This window comes from Flavobacterium sp. (assembly GCF_035299245.1).
Taxonomy (GTDB): Bacteria; Bacteroidota; Bacteroidia; order Flavobacteriales; family Flavobacteriaceae; genus Flavobacterium.
Map to the genome: position 1 here is coordinate 189,102 of NZ_DATGWY010000006.1, position 18,658 is coordinate 207,759.

Genomic DNA, 18,658 nt, shown 5'->3' on the forward strand with positions numbered 1-18,658 from the left:
TGTTCCTAGTTAACTATTCGGATAGTTCTTTAATGATTCGCTTGCCGTTTTCATTCGACGGATCCAATTCTACCGATTTCTTATAATTCAAAAGTGCTAGTTTTTTATCGTCACTGGCCAAATAGGCTTCGCCCAAGCTATCGTAACAATTTCCCGATTTTGGATAAGCTGCAACGTTTAGTTTGAATACTTCGATGGCTTCTTTCACTTTTCCCGTCTGCAAGAGTTCATAGCCAAGTGAGTTCATCTCATTTTCTTTGAGAGCGTACAGATTTGTTTTTTTGTTTTCATTATAATTCAGTAACGCCTTATCTATTCCTTTTGAGTTGATGTCTTTATATAAGATTTTGGCCAACGACATTTTAGGTAAAGTATACGGTTTGTCGTATAAAATAGCTCTTACATCTGTATTCATTTCATTCAAATTGGTACTTCCGGTGTTATTTAAAAATACAGTAAGATTTTTATCGGCTGGAATTCTTGAAATCAACGTATTAAAACCGTTAATTCCACCCGAATGTTGAATGATTTCGACTTTTTTAAACTCATCTAAAGGCAGTTCATAAAATCCCCAACCATAGCCATAAAATCCATCATCATCTACAACGTGCTTGCCAAAATACAGTTCTTTTGACTTTTCGGAGATCAATTTATTGTCATACAAGGCTTGATCCCAAAGGTATAAATCTTCTACTGTCGAATACATCGAACCTGCAGCATAAGGCAAATTCATATCAATATACGCTGCATTTACAAATACATCTCCTCTTTTTTCATAAGCGGCTGCTCTGTTTTTGGTAATAAGTTCGGTATGATCAAAACCTGAATTGGTCATTTTTACCGGAGTCAAAATTTGAGTTTGCAAACACTCTTCGTAGGTTTTACTGGAAACTTTTTCGATAATGTAACCCAATAAAAAGTAACCCGAATTACTGTAAGCGAATTTAGTTCCAGGTTCAAACTCAAGCGGTAAATCAGAAAATAATTTTACAAATTGCTCTGGAGTGTAATAATCTTTACTGGTTTCTTTAAAGAAGTTAGGAAACGAAGTGTAATTCGGAACTCCAGCAGTATGCGTCAGTAAATGATGAATGGTAATTTTATCACCCGATTTTTTGGGATAATCGGGAAGATAAGCGGTAATAGGAACATCTAATTTTAATTTTCCTTGTTCAAATAGTTGTAAAATCAACATTGAGGTGAATTGCTTGGTAATCGAACCCAAACGGAATTTGGTGTTGGATTGATTCGGAATATCCCATTCCATGTTTGCCTTTCCATAGCCTTTCTTGAAAATGACTTTTCCTTGTTCGGCAACTAAAACCGAACCGTTGAATTGTTCGTACTCAGCGTATTTGCTCATGAGTTGGTCGATTTTCTCGGCTTTGGTTTGCGCGAAGGAAGAGATGAATGTGGCTAGAAAAAATACACTAGCAAAGAATGCTGTTTTTACAACAGCTGAATTGATTTGATTTTTCATGATGATTGATGATTTAATGATTGGTAGTAAAGTTAAAAAAAAAATCCCAAAAACGATACTGTCTCTAGGATTTGTTGTTGCGTATGAATTTGTTTTTCAGATAAATGGAATTACTCTTTTCTACAAATATCATTTATAATTTTAAGGTGATGTTTCGTATGCAAATTCAAAAACCATTCGGTTGATTTTTTATTTAAATGTCCAAAAAAAGGATGTGGAAAATAGGCGTTTTTATCAAACGAATCCCATTCGTGAAGCGCTTCTTTTACTTTTTGCAAACTGTTCTTTAATGATGATTCCGAAATGGTTTCATTTGGGACAACCAATTTTGGAGCTCTAACTTTACCACGTGGAATGAAACCTATAGTGGAAATTAAAGCTTTGTTGAAACTGAATTTCCACTTATAATCGTTTGGATTTGAGTTTTTAACCGATTGAATAACTTCGAAAATTGTTTTCAAACTGTGTTCAATTTGCCAACCAACAGTTGAATTAGAAACAGAAGGATTTGTCTTTTCATAAGAACCAATCTTGTTTTCAAGTTGGGTTAGTAGTTTTTGTAAATTTTGCATGGAATAAATGTATAAAAAAATCCCAAAAACAATAAAGTCTTTGGGATTTATTAATCAGTATAGTAGTGATTACGAATTACCTTCTTCGCTTTCTTTATCCAAATAACTTTGAACAATTTCAATAGCATTAGTTACTACATCGCTCAGCGCTGTTATGAACGTTCCATCTTCGGCATTGCTGATGGCATGCTTGATGGCTTCAGTTTCTTTTGGAATGATTTCGTAAGTTACCGTTTTCCCTGAAGCTTTAATTCCTTCCATGATTAAACCAATGATTTCTTCTTCAGTTCGTCCGCGGAGGTATTTTTCTTGACGAATGATGATGTGGTCAAACATGCGAGCGGCAATTGTTGCACATTCTTTAATGTCTTCGTCTCTACGATCTCCAACTCCAGCAATGATTCCGATTTTTTTAGTAGCTTCAACACTGCTTAAGTATTCTTCCACACCTTTGTAGCCTGCAGGATTATGAGCAAAGTCAATCAATACTTTGAACTTTTTGAATTCGAAAATATTCATTCTACCCGGAGTTTGAGCGGCACTCGGAATGAAGGTTTGCAACGATAAACTAATATCTTCGGTTTTGAATCCTTGTAAATAAGCGGCAAGAGTAGCTGCCAAAACGTTGGCAATCATGAAGCGGGCTTTTCCGCCCATAGTCAACGGAACGTGAGTGGCGCGTTCTACCCGAATTTTCCATTCTCCTTTTTTGATGGTGATGAATCCGTTTTCATACACGGCTACAATTTTACCTTCTTTGGCAAATTGCAACGCTTTCGGATTGTTTTCATCCATTGAGAAATAAGCGACATTACAACTCAATTCGTTGGCAATTTTCAAACACTGATCGTCTTCGGCATTCAAAATGGCCCAACCGTCTTTTTTGATGCTGCGAACTACAGTTGCTTTTACTCTGGCTAAATCATCCAAAGTATGTATATCAGACAACCCTAAGTGATCTTCTTGAATGTTAGTGATGATACCGATGTCACAACGACTGAACCCTAAACCAGCGCGTAAGATTCCGCCGCGAGCGGTTTCTAAAACGGCAAATTCTACCGTTGGATCTTTCAAAATGTATTCGGCAGAAACGGGTCCAGTTGTATCTCCTTTTTCCATTAAATGGTTTTGAACGTAAATACCGTCCGAGGTGGTAAATCCAACTCGGTAACCATTATTTTTTACGATGTGCGCAATCAAACGAGTAGTGGTGGTTTTTCCATTGGTTCCTGTCACGGCAATAATCGGAATGCGACTTGGTTTTCCCGGTGGATACAACATATCAATTACAGGTGCAGCCACGTTTCTTGGCAAACCTTCCGATGGTGCTAAGTGCATACGGAAACCGGGCGCAGCATTTACTTCTAGAATACAACCGCCGTTTTCTTTTAACGGTTGTGTTAAGTTTTCGGCCATGATATCTACACCGCAAATGTCCAATCCGATGACACGAGAAATGCGTTCACATAAGAAAATATTTTCTGGGTGCATCATATCGGTTACATCAACTGAAGTTCCACCAGTACTTAAATTGGCAGTTGATTTTAAATACACTACTTCGTCTTTACGTGGAACCGTTTCGAGAGTATAACCTAATTTATCTAACAAATCAGTAGTGTCACGATCCACATCGATTTGGGTAAGCACATTTTCGTGACCGTAACCTCTGCGTGGATCTTTATTGGTTTCTTCAATTAATTGTTGAATGGTTTGTTTGCCATCGCCTTTTACGTGAGCAGGTTCTCTTTTCGCTGCAGCAACTAGTTTGTTATCAATGATTAACACACGAAAATCATAACCTGTGATGAATTTTTCTACAATAACCCTACGACTATAGTTTTTTGCATAAGCCAATCCCGCTTTGGCATCTTCTATGTTTTTTACGTTGATGGAAGCACCTTTTCCGTGGTTTCCGTCGAGTGGTTTAATTACGATGGGGAAACCTATTTTTTTGATTACATTTTCTAAATCCTCTTCGTCAACACAAATGCCGCCACTTGCTACCGGAATCGAAGCTAAGTCAAGCATGCGTTTGGTTTCTTCCTTATTACAAGCGATATCAACCGCAATGTTACTTGTTTTACATGTTATGGTAGCTTGAAAACGCATTTGATTGACACCGTAACCTAATTGTACTAATGAGTTGGTTCCAAGGCGAATCCAAGGAATATCACGAGCCACGGCTTCTTCTACAATACTACCTGTTGAAGGTCCGAGACGCACGCGCTCGCGAATTTCACGCATTTTTTGTATATCGGCTTCTACGTCGTAATCGGTTCCGTCTATTAATGCTTCGGCGATTCGTACCGAAGCTTCGGCAGCGTACATTCCGACGTTTTCTTCGGTGTAACTAAAAACGACATTGTAAACGCCCGGAGTTTTTGTTTCGCGTGTGCGTCCAAAGCCTGTTTCCATTCCGGCTAAAGTTTGAATTTCGAGCGCAATGTGTTCGATCACATGTCCCATCCAAGTACCACGTTCGATGCGAGAGAAGAATCCGCCGCGAACTCCTTCAGAGCAACGATGCTCAATCATGGTTGGGAACATGGCTTCAATTCGTTCTCTAAAACCTTCTATTTTGTTGGTTGGACGTTCTTCCATGTCTTCGAGATCTAGACGCATTTGGATTAATTTTTTTCTTTGAACACTCCAAATATTGGGTCCACGTAGCGCTTGAATTTTATCGATTTTCATAGTAATATAGAATTGTAATTTGTATTGTGGTAATGAATTTGTTAAAAATAAAAAATATTTGTTAGTATGGTGCTTTTTTTGTGAGAAAAAGTTAGTTTTTTATTCGTAAGGTTGAATAAGTGTTGATTTTCAAGGTTTTGATTTTGCCGCAAAGTCTCAAAGTCGCTATGAATAATTCAAAAGTTGAATGAAGTACAGGATTTTCTATTCTAGCCCCGATTGAAACGGCATCCTCGAAGCGCAGCGGAGAGATAGAGTGTAAAGCGGGACAAGTGTTGTAAAGAACGAAAATTTTCTGCTTCTAAAAAAAAAAATAGGCTTTACCAATTGTTGAAAACTGCCGAATAAGTTTTGTTTCAAAAACAAAAAATTGGTTTGCGTAGTTTTAAGAAATCGTTATTTTTACCGCATGGAAATAAAAGGAAAACTCATAATAATTGGCGGTGCTGTTGACAAAGGCAGTTTTAGCGAAACCAATTTAGACAAAAATGCTCCTAAGAATTTGAATTTTTTTGAGGAAGGCATTTTGAAGCGTGTCATTAAGGAATCAAAACATAAAGAATTATCTCGAATTGAAGTAATTACTACGGCTTCTAAGATTCCGAGAGAAATTGGACCGGAATACGTAAAAGCACTGAGTTATTTGAATGCAAATAATGTGGATGTGTTGCATATTGAGCGCAGAGAACAAGCGATGGAACCTGAAACATTGGCTCGTTTGAAAGCAGCTGATGTGGTAATGTTTACGGGTGGTGATCAATTGCGTTTGACCTCTATTTTGGGAGGAACGCCTTTTCACAATATTTTATTGGAAAAGTATTTTAATGAAGAGTTTATTTATGCGGGAACTTCGGCTGGTGCAGCTGCTGCTTCAAGCAATATGATTTACCAAGGAAGCAGTTCAGAGGCGTTGTTGAAAGGTGAAGTAAAAATAACTTCAGGTTTAGGATTGATTGACGATGTAATTATTGACACACATTTTGTGCAACGCGGTCGTATTGGACGTTTGTTTCAATCGGTTGTAGGCAATCCGAAAGTACTCGGAATTGGTTTGGGTGAAGATACTGGATTGTTGATTACCAATGGCCGACAAATGGAAGCGATTGGATCAGGCTTAGTTATTTTGGTAGATGGAAGAGAAGTAAAAGATACCAATTTAACCCAAGTAGAATTGGGTCACCCGATATCGATTAATCATTTAGTTACACACGTAATGAGTAAATACGACACGTTCGACTTGGATACGTTTAAAATGACGATTAAAAGTTCGCAATACGTTTAGAGGATTCTAAGATTGTAAGATTGCAAGACTGTAAGATTACAAGATTTTAGATATTAAATATCTTACAGTCTTACAGTCCCAAAGTCATACAGTCCTAAAGTCTTACAGTCCTAAAGTCATAAAACCCTACAGTCACAAAATCAAAAAATCAAATGAAACTAATCATCCACGGAGGTTTCTTTTCCGAATCATCAACCAATCACGAAACAAAAGTAGCTAAACAGCAAGCGTTGTTGCGTATTGTGAAGGATTCATATGAGTATTTGAAAACGCATTCGGCTGTAGAAACGGTAGTGTATGCGGTTTCGTTGTTGGAAGACGATGCGTTGTTCAATGCCGGAATTGGTTCGCAGATTCAAAGCGACGGAAAGATCAGAATGAGTGCTTCACTGATGGATGGAACTACTGAAAAATTCAGTGGTGTAATTAACATTGAAGACGTTAAAAACCCAATTCAAGTAGCGCAAGTATTGATGAAGGTAGACGACCGAGTTTTGGGTGGAAGTGGAGCAACGAATTTTGCACGTCAACACGGATTTGAGGTGTTTTCAACTGAAATTGAGCAACGAAGAAAAGAATACGAAGCCAAACTTGCGGCAACCGGAACCGGAACTGTGGGTTGTGTGGCGTTGGATGCGAATGGAAATTTAGCGGCGGCGACTTCAACAGGTGGAAAAGGATTTGAGATTCCGGGACGCATTTCGGATTCGGCTACTGTAGCTGGAAATTATGCGAATCACTATTGTGGAGTAAGTTTGACCGGAGTTGGAGAAGACATTGTAAGTGGCGCAGTTGCTGCTAAAATTGTTACTCGTGTAACCGATGGATTTACCTTAGAAAAAGCCTTTGAAAAGACTTTTGCCGAATTAAAGCCGTACGATGGTTTTGCTGGCGCAATAGCGATTGATAAAAACGGGAATGCATATCACTTAGATTCACATCCAAGTATGGTTTTTGCCAGTTTTGATGGTGAGAATGAGGAAGTTTTTGGATAGATTATTTAGACTGACTTAGAAAGTTAGACTACTTAGATGGAAGATTTCAATGAATCTTATCGCTTTTCAAATTTTTAGTTCAGGCAAAAAAAATGACGCTCTATTGGCGTCTTCTACTGTTTAATTTTTTAGTTGAATTAACTTCCGCAACCGCCACATCCGCCGCAACCACTTGAACATCCGCCGTCTCCCGAGCAACCACTGTCGAAGAAACAACCGCTGGAGCAACCTGAGCCATCTGAGTTTCCATTTTTTCTTTTTAAAACAGCATTCAGTATTATAAAAACCACAATCACTATCCAAGTCCACGAAGACTCGTTTTCAGCCGGTGTTGCTTGTATTGCTGTCAAAATGGAAGCGAGTAGTAGCAATCCGATGGCTTTTTTCTTCCAGTTGAAATGCGGTTTTGAAATGACCCAATTTCGGTGTTTGTTGACTCTTTCAAAATGGATTTCACTGAATCGCTCTTGATTGTCGGGCCAAATTTCAATGGGTGGTTTTTGATTGAAGGCTTTTAGGTATTCTTCTTTGGTGAGCGAGTAGATAGTGTTGAATTTGTTTTTTTCGCTCAATCCGCCTTCGGTAGGATTGTGATGAACCTCTTGGTGTAGTGTGTTCTTGCAGAAATCAATCCAGTAGGATTTGGTGTAGGTAAGGTGTAAATGCCATACTTGATCGACTTGGTCTGATGGAGTGGCTCCATTGGGTAGTGTGCAACATAGAAAAATGAACTTTTTGTATTCTTCTATAACTTCGTTAGAGTAGCTTCTCGTCCAATTGTTTTCCCTTGCTAGTCTGTCTGTGAAGTTGAATTGAATTTGAGTCTTGTCAAATTCGAACTGGGATATCCGATCCCAAAGTTGTTTTTGGTTTTCTGTCATATAGTTTAATTATTACAAAGTTTATTTATTTAACATTATCCAATTGTTAGGTAAATGTTATACTTCCTTTAATTTTTTTAAGACTATTGAAGGGTTGAAACTGAAAAACAAAATGGCTTGATTAGCCCCGATTGAAGGAGCAACCGCGTGCGACGAAAAGCGGGACGAGTGGTGATAGAATCGTAAACTTCTGCTTCAAATTACTTCGTTTCCCGAAAATACGGGACAAGCTCTCGCAATGACAAAAATCCCAACCTCGTTTTGAATTGAGATTGGGATTGTAATTAGGGTTTATTTTCTTATCGTTTGATGACTTTAGTGTTGAAACTTGAGCTTTCAGAAGTTATAGTGATGAAATACATTCCGCTGGCTTGATTCGACAAGTCAATAGCATCTGAATTAGTACCGCTAGTTTTGTCCATTGTGGTGGTTGAAATCGTTTGACCTTGAATTGTAGTTACGATTACAGTTACTTTTTCAGAATTTTCTATAGAGTAATCGATGTTTACAATGTCGTTGGTTGGGTTGGGATACACTTTTACTTCGTTGATTTCGGCAATTACTTCTGAGTTTGAAAGTGTTGATGGACAACCTACCATTACGATTACATTTGAGTTTACATTTCCTCCAACACCGAGTTGACCTTCTAAACCTCTTCCGGCTGACCAAAGATTGGCTCCGATTTCCATTGCGTGAGAGTGCACAAATCCAGCCGAAATAAGTTGCCAGTTATTTCCTGTACCAACTTGATTAAGAACGTTGGTGTTGGTATTGTTACCGATGCCTAATTGTCCGAAGTTATTCTGACCGGATGTCCAAAGTGTGTTGTCGTTTCGGATGACCATTGAGTGGGTTTGACCTGCTGAAATTACCATGTAGAAATTGATTGCACCGCTTACATCTACTACTAAAGTGGGAATATTAGCTGAAGTATTGGTTCCGTTGCACAATTGGCCATTGGTGTTGTTTCCCCAAGTGTATAATAATCCATTTGCATCTAATGCCATGCTGTGATCAAATCCAGCCGATACTGACGACCAAACCAATGTAGAAATTACGATAGGATTGTTGCTCATGTTTGTTGTTCCGTCGCCCAATTGTCCGAATGGATTATTTCCCCAAGCCCACAAAGCACCTGATGTTTTGATGGCTAATGTGTGTTCGTTACCAGCTTCAATTTGTGACCAATCGGTTGCTATTCCAACTTGTGCAGGAAGATTAGTGTCGATTAATGTGTTGTTACCCAATTGACCTACATTGTTTCTTCCCCATGTCCATAGTGTTCCGTTGTTTTTTAACGCCACACTGAATAAAGATCCTGCCGAAACTTTGATCCAATCGGTAGCAGTTCCGACTTGTGTAACATTGAAAGTGGCCGAATTAAAAGCGCCATTCCCAAGTTGACCAAAAATACCGCTTCCCCAAGACCATAAGGTTCCGTTTGTTTTTACGGCAAGTGCATGATTGCCTCCAGCCGATACAGTCATCCAATCGTTGGCAGTTCCAATTTGAATGGGTAAGTTTTCTGAAACTGAAAAATAACCAAGTCCCAAAAGGTTTCCGTTTTGTCCCCAACCCCATAAAGTTCCATCGGATTTTATGGCAAGAGTAAAGTTTTGTCCCGCTGATACTTCACGCCAACAGCTTGAAATTCCTTGCGAAAAAGTAGTTACTGAAAAAAAGAAAGTAATAACGAGTAATTGTAATTGTGATTTCATGATATATAAGTTTTAAAGGTTAATTCAACTTTATATCAATCGACGTTTTAATTTGTTACCCTTGTTTTGGATTTTTTTTTTAAATCGCAGGATTTTAAGACTGTAAGATTATAAGATTGTAAGACCGAAAGATGATAAGATTTTAGGAATAAGTGTCAATTTTACTAAGTTTAGGTGGATTTCTATAGCAATACAGTATGTCTAATCTAGCCCCGATTGGAGGAAATGCCGCGCATGACGGAAAGCGGGACGAGTGTTGATAGAACGATAAATTACTGCTTCAAAAAACTACTGATTAAGTATCATTTCAAATTGTTCAACCGTGCGGTTCAGGTTTATTTTTTGAAGAAAAGAAATGGTTTCGCTGTCGTTATTATCGATGTTGATGAGTGAAATTTCAGAATTTGGGTTGTTTTTTTGAACTTCATAGAACAACTGTTTTCCGATGCCTTTTTGTCTGAAATCAGGATGAACTCCAAATTGTTTGATTCGGCCAGTGGTTGTTACAAAAATGATGTAACCGACGCAATTTCCTTTAAAAAAAGCCCCAATCGATTCGTGTAATTCACTGTTTCGGTTGATGGAAGAAAGTGTATTTTGGTAGGTTGGTTGATGATTCCAAAACGGTTGTACCTCGCTTTCGTCAATTACATCAATTCGCCTGTAAATAAAAGGTGAAGGCGAATTGGAAGCGCTGGCTGTTCCTTTAAAACACGAGACTTGCTTGCTGATTTGATAGCCTAATTTCTCGTAAATTTGGATGGCTTTTGTATTTTGTGTAATTACTTCTAATTTGTGATAGGTAATGTTGTTTTTTCGGAGTAATGGCAGTAAATAATCGTACATTTTTTGTGGAAAATGGTTGCCTCTGAATTCGGGAATCACACCCGTTCCAGCATTGTACGAAAGCATAGTGTTGTCTTTAGAATCAATTCCGGTTAGCATAAAAGCAACGAGTTTTCCTTCAACAGAAATCCCGATGGAATAGTCCAAAAAAATATTTTCCGACTTGATTTTATCCAACAAATTCATTTGCGTCAGTTGAATTGGAATAATATAATCGTCAAACGCTTGATTGAACACGTTGGTGATGTCTTGGATCGAAAAAGTTTCTAACGTATGCACTGTCATAATTCTACACTTTTACACGATTTTGTTCGCTTTCTGAACCGGTTCCGTTGTATTTGGTTTTGTTGCTGGTGTTTTTACCGAATCTATAAGAAAACGTAACGGATAAGATTCTAGTATCTCGAGGACCGAACCAATTGGCTTCGGTGGTGCCCAAATTATTAATTCTACCTCTAATCTGATTGGTAAAAAAGACATCGCTTAGATTGAATTTTAAGGTTCCCAAATCGTTTAGGATTTTCTTTTGACAACCGATGGATACAAATCCGAAATCGCCTATAGTAAATTGTGCATCCACCGATTCGGATAAATATTGGCCAATAATTTCACCACTCCATTTCTTTGAAAATTGGATACTATTCGTGGCATTAATAAACCAATAGGTTCCTTTGGAATCTAACGTCTGGTCGTACAATTGACTTTTGAAACGCGAATAATTGACTTCAGAATACACTATGGTAGTGAGCCATTTTGCCGGATTGAACCTGCTTTGAACCGACAATATGTATTGATTGCTTTTGCCAATGTTGTTGGGACGACTGTAGTAAATTCCGTCTACAATTTCTATGGTTTCTTTGATTTCGTCTTTGCCGTAACTGTACGAAAAAGAAGTCGAAAGTAATTCGGTGTAGTTGTACGTCAACGAAAAATTATGTCCGAAAGTTGGTTTCAAAAATGGATTTCCTTCGTAGTAAGTGAATTGGTCTAACGGACTTGAAAACGGGTTTAAGTCTTTATAAAAAGGACGTTCCACTCTTTTTCCATACGAAAGATTGATGGTTTTGGTCGCCAAACTGTCAATTTTATAACTCACATAAGCCGTTGGAAATAGCGAATTGTAATTGTTTTTAAATTCGGAGTACGGTTTGATAGGATTGCCCAATTGCTTGCCTTTGAGTTCGGTATCTTCAAAACGTAAACCGGCTTGAATATCGATTTTTTTGAACGATTGGGTGTAGTTTACATACGCAGCACTGATGACTTCATCATAGAAAAAATGATTACTCAAATCGTAATTGGGTTGCGTTCCGTTGGCTTGAGTAGTTTTGGTGTATACTGCATCATTATCGGTTTTGGTCCAACTTACCTTGGCTCCAAAATCGAGTTTGGAATCGTTTTTAAGCGGAGTTGTATAATCACTTTTTAGAGCATAGATGTTGATAGTTGAAGGCAGATATCCATTTTGGATGTCATTACTCGAATTCGGACCAACCAAATCAACCACTGCATTTTTATACAACTGATCAATAGTTGATGAATAGGTTACATAATCAAAATCGGTGGTAAGCAGTTGTTCGGGTTTGGTAAATTGCTGGCGGTAATTTAAGGTTATCGTTCCGTTTTTGAAATCCACTTTTTCAAAATTATCAGCCGTTACAATTTGATTGATGGTTCCGATGGCATCGCGTACAGTAGCGTAATTGTACCTTGGACTTTCATTCGTATTGATCAATCCTTTAGCGACAATTCCGATAGTGCTTTTTTCCGAAAGATAATAATCAAAACCCAATCGGCCGTTGTAGGATTGACGTGACGATTTTAAATACGTGTTTTGTTCGAAGCTTGACTGTGGCGATAAATCGGGGTTTTTAAATCGGCGTTCGATGGTCAAATCATGGTAGGTTTCGGCATTGGTATAACTCAAGTTGGAAAATATGGCAAACTTTGGAGCGTTGTAGTTGAGGTTGACATTGTCCATTGTTCGGGCGTATTTTCCTTGACCGTAATTCAAACTGGCATTTCCATTAAAGCCCTTAAGTTTGCTTCTTTTGGTAACGATATTGATGATTCCGCCATTGCCTGAAGCTTCGTATTTGGCAGGCGGATTGGTCATGATTTCTACTTGTTTGATGGCGTTGGAAGGCAATGATTTGAGGTAACTTTCCAATTCCGTTCCCGTTAAATAAGTAGGTTTGTCATCAATGAAAATAGTCACTCCCGATTTTCCTCTGAGTTTTACGTTTCCGTTTTCATCCACTGAAACTCCAGGCGATTTGGATAAAACGTCGAGTGCATTTCCACCAGCGTTCGAAATCAAAGCATCAGGGTTGACGATGGTTTTATCCACTTTTTGAACTACAAACGGAATTTTTTTATCAATTTTGACCTCGTTCAATTGAATGGCTTCGTTCTTTTTTAGAGTGATTTTTGGTAATTGAACGATTGGATTTTGTTCGGATAAAAGTACAGAACTACTGATGAAATTTTCAAATTCATTTACGGTAATGGATACAAAATAGGAGGAAAACGGTAATTCTTCAAACGAAAAACTACCATCGCTTTCCGATAAATTGGTTTTTGCAATGGTAGTTCCATCGGATTGTAATAAGGTGATTAGGATGCCACCAAGTTGATTTCCGTCATTGCTGGTAACCGAACCTTTTATAGTTCCTTTATTTTGGGCAACTGACATGGCTGAAACAAAAAGGAATAGCCATGCTGCAAGCGCATAATTAGGTAATTTCATAGCTTTTTTGATTGATTGATTTCCTAATTAGTGGCGTTTATTACTTTTTTGTTACAATAGCGGGTAATAACGTTCTTCCAATACTTTAAAATGCCAACGTTGATGACCGGCCATGCAAAATCCCATTGATAAAACCGAGTAAGTTGCGCCATTATACCCTTTGCCTTCCAATTGCAGCATTTCGGGAGTAAATGATTTATAGAGAGCGATTAGATTTTTGCGAACTAATACCAATTCTTCTACCAAATCATCTATTGTTCTGCGATTGGCAAAGGCATTATTGGCGTAACTATCTTCGTCGAATCCAAGCATTTTTTGCGAATCTTTTCGTGCAAAAGCCGTCATTCGGTAAGCAAAAACGCGTTCGGTATCAATGATGTGTTGCAGCATGTCTTTGATGGTCCATTTTCCTGGTGCGTAGACTTTTTCGCCTAATGCTTTCCATTTATCAATAGGTGCATTTTCTAATTCGGTTAAACTGATTTCGAGTGCTTCGATATACGTTACATCGTCGGTAAGGTTGATGTAACGGTCAAAATACTCGGGCATTTTTTGGATGTCTGATTTTTTCATTGTAAACATTTAGTTAGAGTTAATGATTCGACTGAGTTGACGATCGCTTTGTAAACCGACTTTGTTCGCAATTTCAGAGCGCGACCAATTTGGATTTTTGAGTAATTCCATGATCTTTTCTTTGCGGATGAGTGTGATGAAATCGTTGACAGTGATTTGCGTTTCCTTTTTGAACGTGCGCGTAAAATTGCGTTCGCTCATGTTGGCGATTTCTGCTAAATCGGGTAAATTAGTTTTGAGGTGAATGTTTTCGATGATCCAGTCTTGTACTTTGTGAATTCCGGTGTGGATGTGGTTTCTGAATTGGAGTAAATCGCTTTGTTGTGCTGCATTGCCATTACGACGATTGTAAACGACCAATTCGCGTGCTACTAAATGAGCAAAATGACTTCCTTTGAGTTGTTCGATGATGTGTAAGGTGAGATCAATTCCTGATGCGATTCCGGCGCTGGTGTAAATTCCGTTGGTTTCGGTGAATAGAATGTTTTCTACTACTTTGGTTTTAGGATATAATTCTTGTAGTTGTTGGGTTCTTTTAAAGTGCGTTGTGGATGAAATGTTGTCGAGCAAACCACATTCGGCCAAAGCAAATGCTCCAGTACAAATGCTGCAAATATTGATACCGTTTTGGTGATTGGCAATAATCCATTGATGCAATTCGGTTTGTTTTTTGAAATTTTCCGACAATAAATAAGAAACATTCGAACCAGGAATGAATAGAAAATCGCCTTTGTTGAGTTGTGCTTTTGAAAAATGATTGACATTACCAATAGGCAAACCCGAAGTAGTAGATATGTTATTCTCGAGATTACAGTATTCGATTTCGAATTCGGCGCCGTAATCGATGGCTTCGAGAATGGCTTGGTCTGGGCCAGCTAAATCCATTAAATGAATTTCGGGTAGTAGTAAAAAGACAAATTTGGTTTTCATATCCGTTTTGTTATGGGTCAAAAATACAAACAATTAAGGTTGTGGTTTAGCCATTATGAAGACATTTTCGGCCGCTCTTAACAGGTTTTCAAAACCTGTTAGGTTTAAAAAGACTGCAATTAAGTGCTACTGAAAAACAAAACGTCTTGATTAGCCCCGATTGTAGAGTAAATAAGCTTTGTCAAAGTTTCAAACTTTGACAAAGCTTATTGAAGCGGAAAGCGGGACAAGTGTTGATTGGAAGAAGTACGTTTGCTTCAAATAAAAAATCCCGACCAAAAGATCGGGATTGATTTATAAGTAAGTTAAATAAGGTTGTACAAACGTTTATTTTACTTTTTTGATGACAGCTTTGAAAGCTTCTGGGTGATTCATCGCTAAATCAGCTAATACTTTACGGTTCAATTCGATACCGTTTTTCTTAACTAATCCCATAAATTGAGAGTACGACATTCCTTCTAAACGAGCTCCAGCGTTGATACGTTGAATCCATAAAGCACGGAAGGTTCTCTTTTTTGCTTTTCTATCGCGGTAGGCATACACCATCGCTTTTTCTACTGCATTTTTAGCAACTGTCCAAACGTTTTTACGACGACCAAAGAAACCTTTGGCTTGCTTCATTATCTTTTTTCTTCTTGCTCTTTTAGCAACTGAATTTACTGATCTTGGCATAATTTTTCTTGTGTTTTTGTAGCAGGCGTCCCGAATTGAATCAAGGGAACTTGTAGGCCATACTCCAAGGTTATTAAAATTTTTTTAACCTAAAGAATCTTTATAATTGATAGTTGATAATTGACAATGGATAATTATCAATTGTCAATTGTACATTGTCAATTAATTAGATGATTCTTAATTGTTGTTTGATGCTTTTCTCGTCTGTTTTGTGAACCAAAGCAGAGTGCGTTAAAGCCAATTTACGCTTTTTCGATTTTTTGGTCAAGATGTGACTCTTGAAAGCGTGTTTTCTCTTGATTTTACCAGAGCCAGTCACTTTGAATCGTTTCTTAGCACTGGATTTTGTTTTCATTTTAGGCATAATTTCCCTAATTTATTTAAATTTAACTTACTTACTTTTTCATGCTGTAAGCTTTAGGCTTTAGGCAGATTGCTTAGAGCTTATGGCTTATGGCTTATAGCTATATTATTTTTTCTTCTTTGGAGCGATGTACATGATCATTCTCTTTCCTTCTAATACAGGTAAAGCTTCAACTTTTCCGTATTCTTCTAAATCTTGTGCTAAACGAAGCAATAAGATTTGACCTTGCTCTTTATAGATGATTGAACGTCCTTTAAAGAATACAAATGCTTTTAATTTGGCTCCTTCTTTGAGGAATTTCTCAGCATTTTTTCTTTTGAATTCGTAATCGTGCTCATCAGTTTGCGGTCCGAAACGAATTTCTTTCACCGTGATTTGCGTCGATTTTGCTTTTAATTCTTTTTCGCGTTTTTTCTGCTGGTACAAGAATTTACCATAATCCATCAATTTACAAACAGGTGGTTCAGCATTGGGTGAAATTTCTACCAAATCCACTTCTTGTTCTTCGGCTAATCGTAAAGCATCGGAAAATTTGTAAACACCTGGTTCAATGTTTTCTCCTACTAAACGCACTTCGTTTACACCACGGATTAAATTATTAATTCTGTGGGCTGCTGTTTTTTCTACGCGAGGTTGATATCCTCTGTTGTTTCTAATTGCTATGGCTTTATAATTTTAATTAAACTTCAAATGTTTTTAATGTTTTGGCAATTTCTTCGTTTACAATGGCTGCGAATTGCTCAATTGTAACCGTAATATTGCCTTTTCCTTCTTGTCCGTGACGACGTACTGAAATCGTTCCGTTTTTCTCTTCTTCCTCGCCAACTATCAGCATGAACGGCATTTTCTGCACTTCAGCGTCTCTGATTTTCTTTCCAATCGTCTCGTTGCGGTTGTCAATTAGGGCGCGAATTTCGTGATTTTCTAGCAATTCTAAAACTTTTTTCGCATAATTTTCATATTTCTCGCTCAAAGACAGGATAATAGCTTGCTCAGGCATCAACCACAATGGGAAATTTCCTGCGGTATGTTCGAGTAAAATCGCAATAAAACGTTCCATCGATCCAAAAGGAGCACGGTGAATCATTACGGGTCGGTGTAATTTGTCGTCGGCACCTTTGTAGGTCAATTCAAAACGCTCTGGCAAATTGTAATCCACCTGAATCGTTCCTAATTGCCAGCTTCTTCCTAAAGCATCTTTCACCATAAAATCCAATTTCGGACCGTAGAAAGCAGCTTCGCCGTATTCTACTACAGTGTTTAAGTTTTTATCGCGAGCCGCATTTATGATGGCGTTTTCTGCTTTTTCCCAATTCTCGTCACTTCCAATGTACTTTTCTCTATTTTCTTGGTCGCGCAACGAAATTTGTGCTGTAAAGTTTTCAAATCCTAATGAGCCAAAGACATATAATACAAGGTCAATTACTTTTTTGAATTCACTGTCCAATTGATCTGGCGTACAGAAAATATGGGCGTCGTCTTGCGTAAATCCGCGAACGCGTGTTAATCCATGCAACTCACCACTTTGCTCGTAACGGTACACAGTTCCGAATTCAGCATATCGCTTTGGTAAATCTTTATACGACCATGGTTTGTTGTTGTATATTTCACAATGATGCGGACAGTTCATTGGTTTCAGTAAGAACTCTTCGCCCTCTGCAGGAGTATGAATGGGTTGGAAACTATCAGCTCCATATTTGGCGTAATGACCTGAAGTTACATACAACTCTTTTTGTCCGATGTGCGGAGTTACTACTTGTTCGTAACCTGCTTTTTTCTGTGCTTTCTTCAAAAATTGCTCCAAACGGTCACGCAACGCAGCACCTTTGGGTAACCACAAAGGTAAACCTTGACCTACTCTCTGTGAAAAAGCAAACAAATCCAATTCTTTACCTAATTTTCTGTGGTCACGGCGTTTGGCTTCTTCAAGTAACTCTAAATATTCAGTTAAGTCTTTTTGTTTCGGAAATGAAATTCCGTACACACGAGTCAACTGTTTGTTTTTTTCGTCACCACGCCAATAAGCACCAGCAACACTCATTACTTTCATTGCTTTGATGATTCCGGTATTCGGAATGTGTCCACCACGACACAAATCAGTAAAAGTAGCATGATCACAAAAGGTAATGGTTCCGTCTTCTAAATTCGAAATCAATTCGGTTTTGTATTCGTTGTTTTTGTATACTTCTAGTGCTTCTGCTTTAGAAACAGCACGCATTTTAAACTCGTGTTTCTCTCTCGAAATCTCTAAAACGCGGTCTTCAATGGCTTTAAAGTCGTTTTCGGATATTTTATTATCGCCAAAATCAACGTCGTAGTAGAAGCCGTTATCAATCGCCGGTCCTAAAGTTAATTTGATTCCTTTGTATTTTTCTTCCAACACTTGGGCCATTACGTGTGAAGTCGAATGCCAAAACGCTTTTTTGCCTTCTTTGTCGTTCCACGTATATAGTATGAGTGAACCATCGGTGGTTAATTCTGTAGAAGTTTCAATAGTGGTACCATTGAAAGAAGCTGAAATCACATTTCGAGCCAATCCTTCACTAATGCTAGTCGCTACATTCATTGGAGTGGTGCCTTTCGCAAACTCCTTAACCGAACCGTCAGGTAGAGTAATCTTTATCATTCCTAAAATTTTATGGACTGCAAATATATAAGATTAACAAAACACATACAATATATAATAGGTAGAATGTGAAAGTATTTTTTACTAGAAGCTAATCCGGCTATTCGTTCCAATCTGTCATTGCGAGGAACGAATCAATCAAATCACCGATTGTTTGCGCAATGCCAGGATTTCCACTGCTATCCGGGCTATGGCATTTGTGATGTTAAGAAATGTAGTTTAACTAAGAAGAATAGCTTTAAAATCCCAAAAACCAAAAAAATCTGTGTTTCAAAA

15 protein-coding genes are annotated in these 18,658 nt (G+C 38.0%); 2 read left to right on the plus strand and 13 right to left on the minus strand.

Going from position 1 to position 18,658, the window contains the following annotated elements; all coding sequences use genetic code 11:
- Positions 1–13: 13 nt before the first annotated feature.
- From VK161_RS05145 to cphA, 3 genes are all read right to left on the minus strand, one after another.
- Positions 14–1,480 carry a serine hydrolase gene (locus VK161_RS05145; RefSeq protein WP_324213687.1) on the minus strand — a complete coding sequence of 489 codons (1,467 nt, stop codon included), beginning with the start codon at positions 1,478–1,480 and terminating at the stop codon, positions 14–16.
- 110 nt (positions 1,481–1,590) lie between these two features.
- A complete protein-coding gene (locus VK161_RS05150; protein ID WP_324213688.1) occupies positions 1,591–2,052 on the minus strand; it encodes a DUF1569 domain-containing protein in 462 nt (153 codons plus the stop codon).
- 69 nt (positions 2,053–2,121) lie between these two features.
- On the minus strand, positions 2,122–4,746 hold the full coding sequence (cphA, locus tag VK161_RS05155) for a cyanophycin synthetase (protein WP_324213689.1): 2,625 nt from the start codon (positions 4,744–4,746) through the stop codon (positions 2,122–2,124).
- A 409-nt stretch (positions 4,747–5,155) separates the two neighbouring features.
- Between cphA and VK161_RS05160 the strand changes: the two genes are divergently transcribed.
- Positions 5,156–6,028 carry a cyanophycinase gene (locus VK161_RS05160; protein WP_324213690.1) on the plus strand — a complete coding sequence of 291 codons (873 nt, stop codon included), beginning with the start codon at positions 5,156–5,158 and terminating at the stop codon, positions 6,026–6,028.
- A 152-nt stretch (positions 6,029–6,180) separates the two neighbouring features.
- Complete coding sequence (locus tag VK161_RS05165; protein ID WP_324213691.1) at positions 6,181–7,023, plus strand: isoaspartyl peptidase/L-asparaginase; 843 nt, start codon at positions 6,181–6,183, stop codon at positions 7,021–7,023.
- Between the two features lie 137 nt (positions 7,024–7,160).
- Here the strand turns inward: VK161_RS05165 and VK161_RS05170 are convergent, their stop codons facing one another.
- From VK161_RS05170 to thrS, 10 genes are all read right to left on the minus strand, one after another.
- Positions 7,161–7,904: a hypothetical protein gene (locus VK161_RS05170; protein WP_324213692.1), complete on the minus strand. Its 744-nt coding sequence runs from the start codon at positions 7,902–7,904 to the stop codon at positions 7,161–7,163.
- A gap of 299 nt (positions 7,905–8,203) precedes the next feature.
- The gene (locus tag VK161_RS05175) at positions 8,204–9,622 is read right to left on the minus strand and encodes a T9SS type A sorting domain-containing protein (RefSeq protein ID WP_324213693.1); all 1,419 of its coding nucleotides are present in this window, start codon (positions 9,620–9,622) and stop codon (positions 8,204–8,206) included.
- A gap of 288 nt (positions 9,623–9,910) precedes the next feature.
- Entirely contained in the window at positions 9,911–10,753 is an 843-nt protein-coding gene (locus VK161_RS05180) for a GNAT family N-acetyltransferase (RefSeq protein ID WP_324213694.1), read from the minus strand.
- A gap of 4 nt (positions 10,754–10,757) precedes the next feature.
- Complete coding sequence (locus tag VK161_RS05185) at positions 10,758–13,217, minus strand: TonB-dependent receptor (protein WP_324213695.1); 2,460 nt, start codon at positions 13,215–13,217, stop codon at positions 10,758–10,760.
- A 51-nt stretch (positions 13,218–13,268) separates the two neighbouring features.
- The gene (locus VK161_RS05190; protein WP_324213696.1) at positions 13,269–13,790 is read right to left on the minus strand and encodes a DinB family protein; all 522 of its coding nucleotides are present in this window, start codon (positions 13,788–13,790) and stop codon (positions 13,269–13,271) included.
- Positions 13,791–13,799: 9 nt separating this feature from the next.
- Complete coding sequence (locus tag VK161_RS05195) at positions 13,800–14,720, minus strand: GlxA family transcriptional regulator (RefSeq protein ID WP_324213697.1); 921 nt, start codon at positions 14,718–14,720, stop codon at positions 13,800–13,802.
- A gap of 327 nt (positions 14,721–15,047) precedes the next feature.
- Positions 15,048–15,392, minus strand: coding sequence for a 50S ribosomal protein L20 (rplT, locus tag VK161_RS05200; protein WP_324213698.1), 345 nt, complete (start codon positions 15,390–15,392; stop codon positions 15,048–15,050).
- 166 nt (positions 15,393–15,558) lie between these two features.
- Complete coding sequence (gene rpmI, locus VK161_RS05205) at positions 15,559–15,756, minus strand: 50S ribosomal protein L35 (protein ID WP_011921545.1); 198 nt, start codon at positions 15,754–15,756, stop codon at positions 15,559–15,561.
- Between the two features lie 105 nt (positions 15,757–15,861).
- Entirely contained in the window at positions 15,862–16,359 is a 498-nt protein-coding gene (infC, locus tag VK161_RS05210) for a translation initiation factor IF-3 (RefSeq protein ID WP_324213706.1), read from the minus strand.
- A 76-nt stretch (positions 16,360–16,435) separates the two neighbouring features.
- Complete coding sequence (gene thrS, locus VK161_RS05215; protein WP_324213699.1) at positions 16,436–18,382, minus strand: threonine--tRNA ligase; 1,947 nt, start codon at positions 18,380–18,382, stop codon at positions 16,436–16,438.
- Positions 18,383–18,658 lie beyond the last annotated feature (276 nt).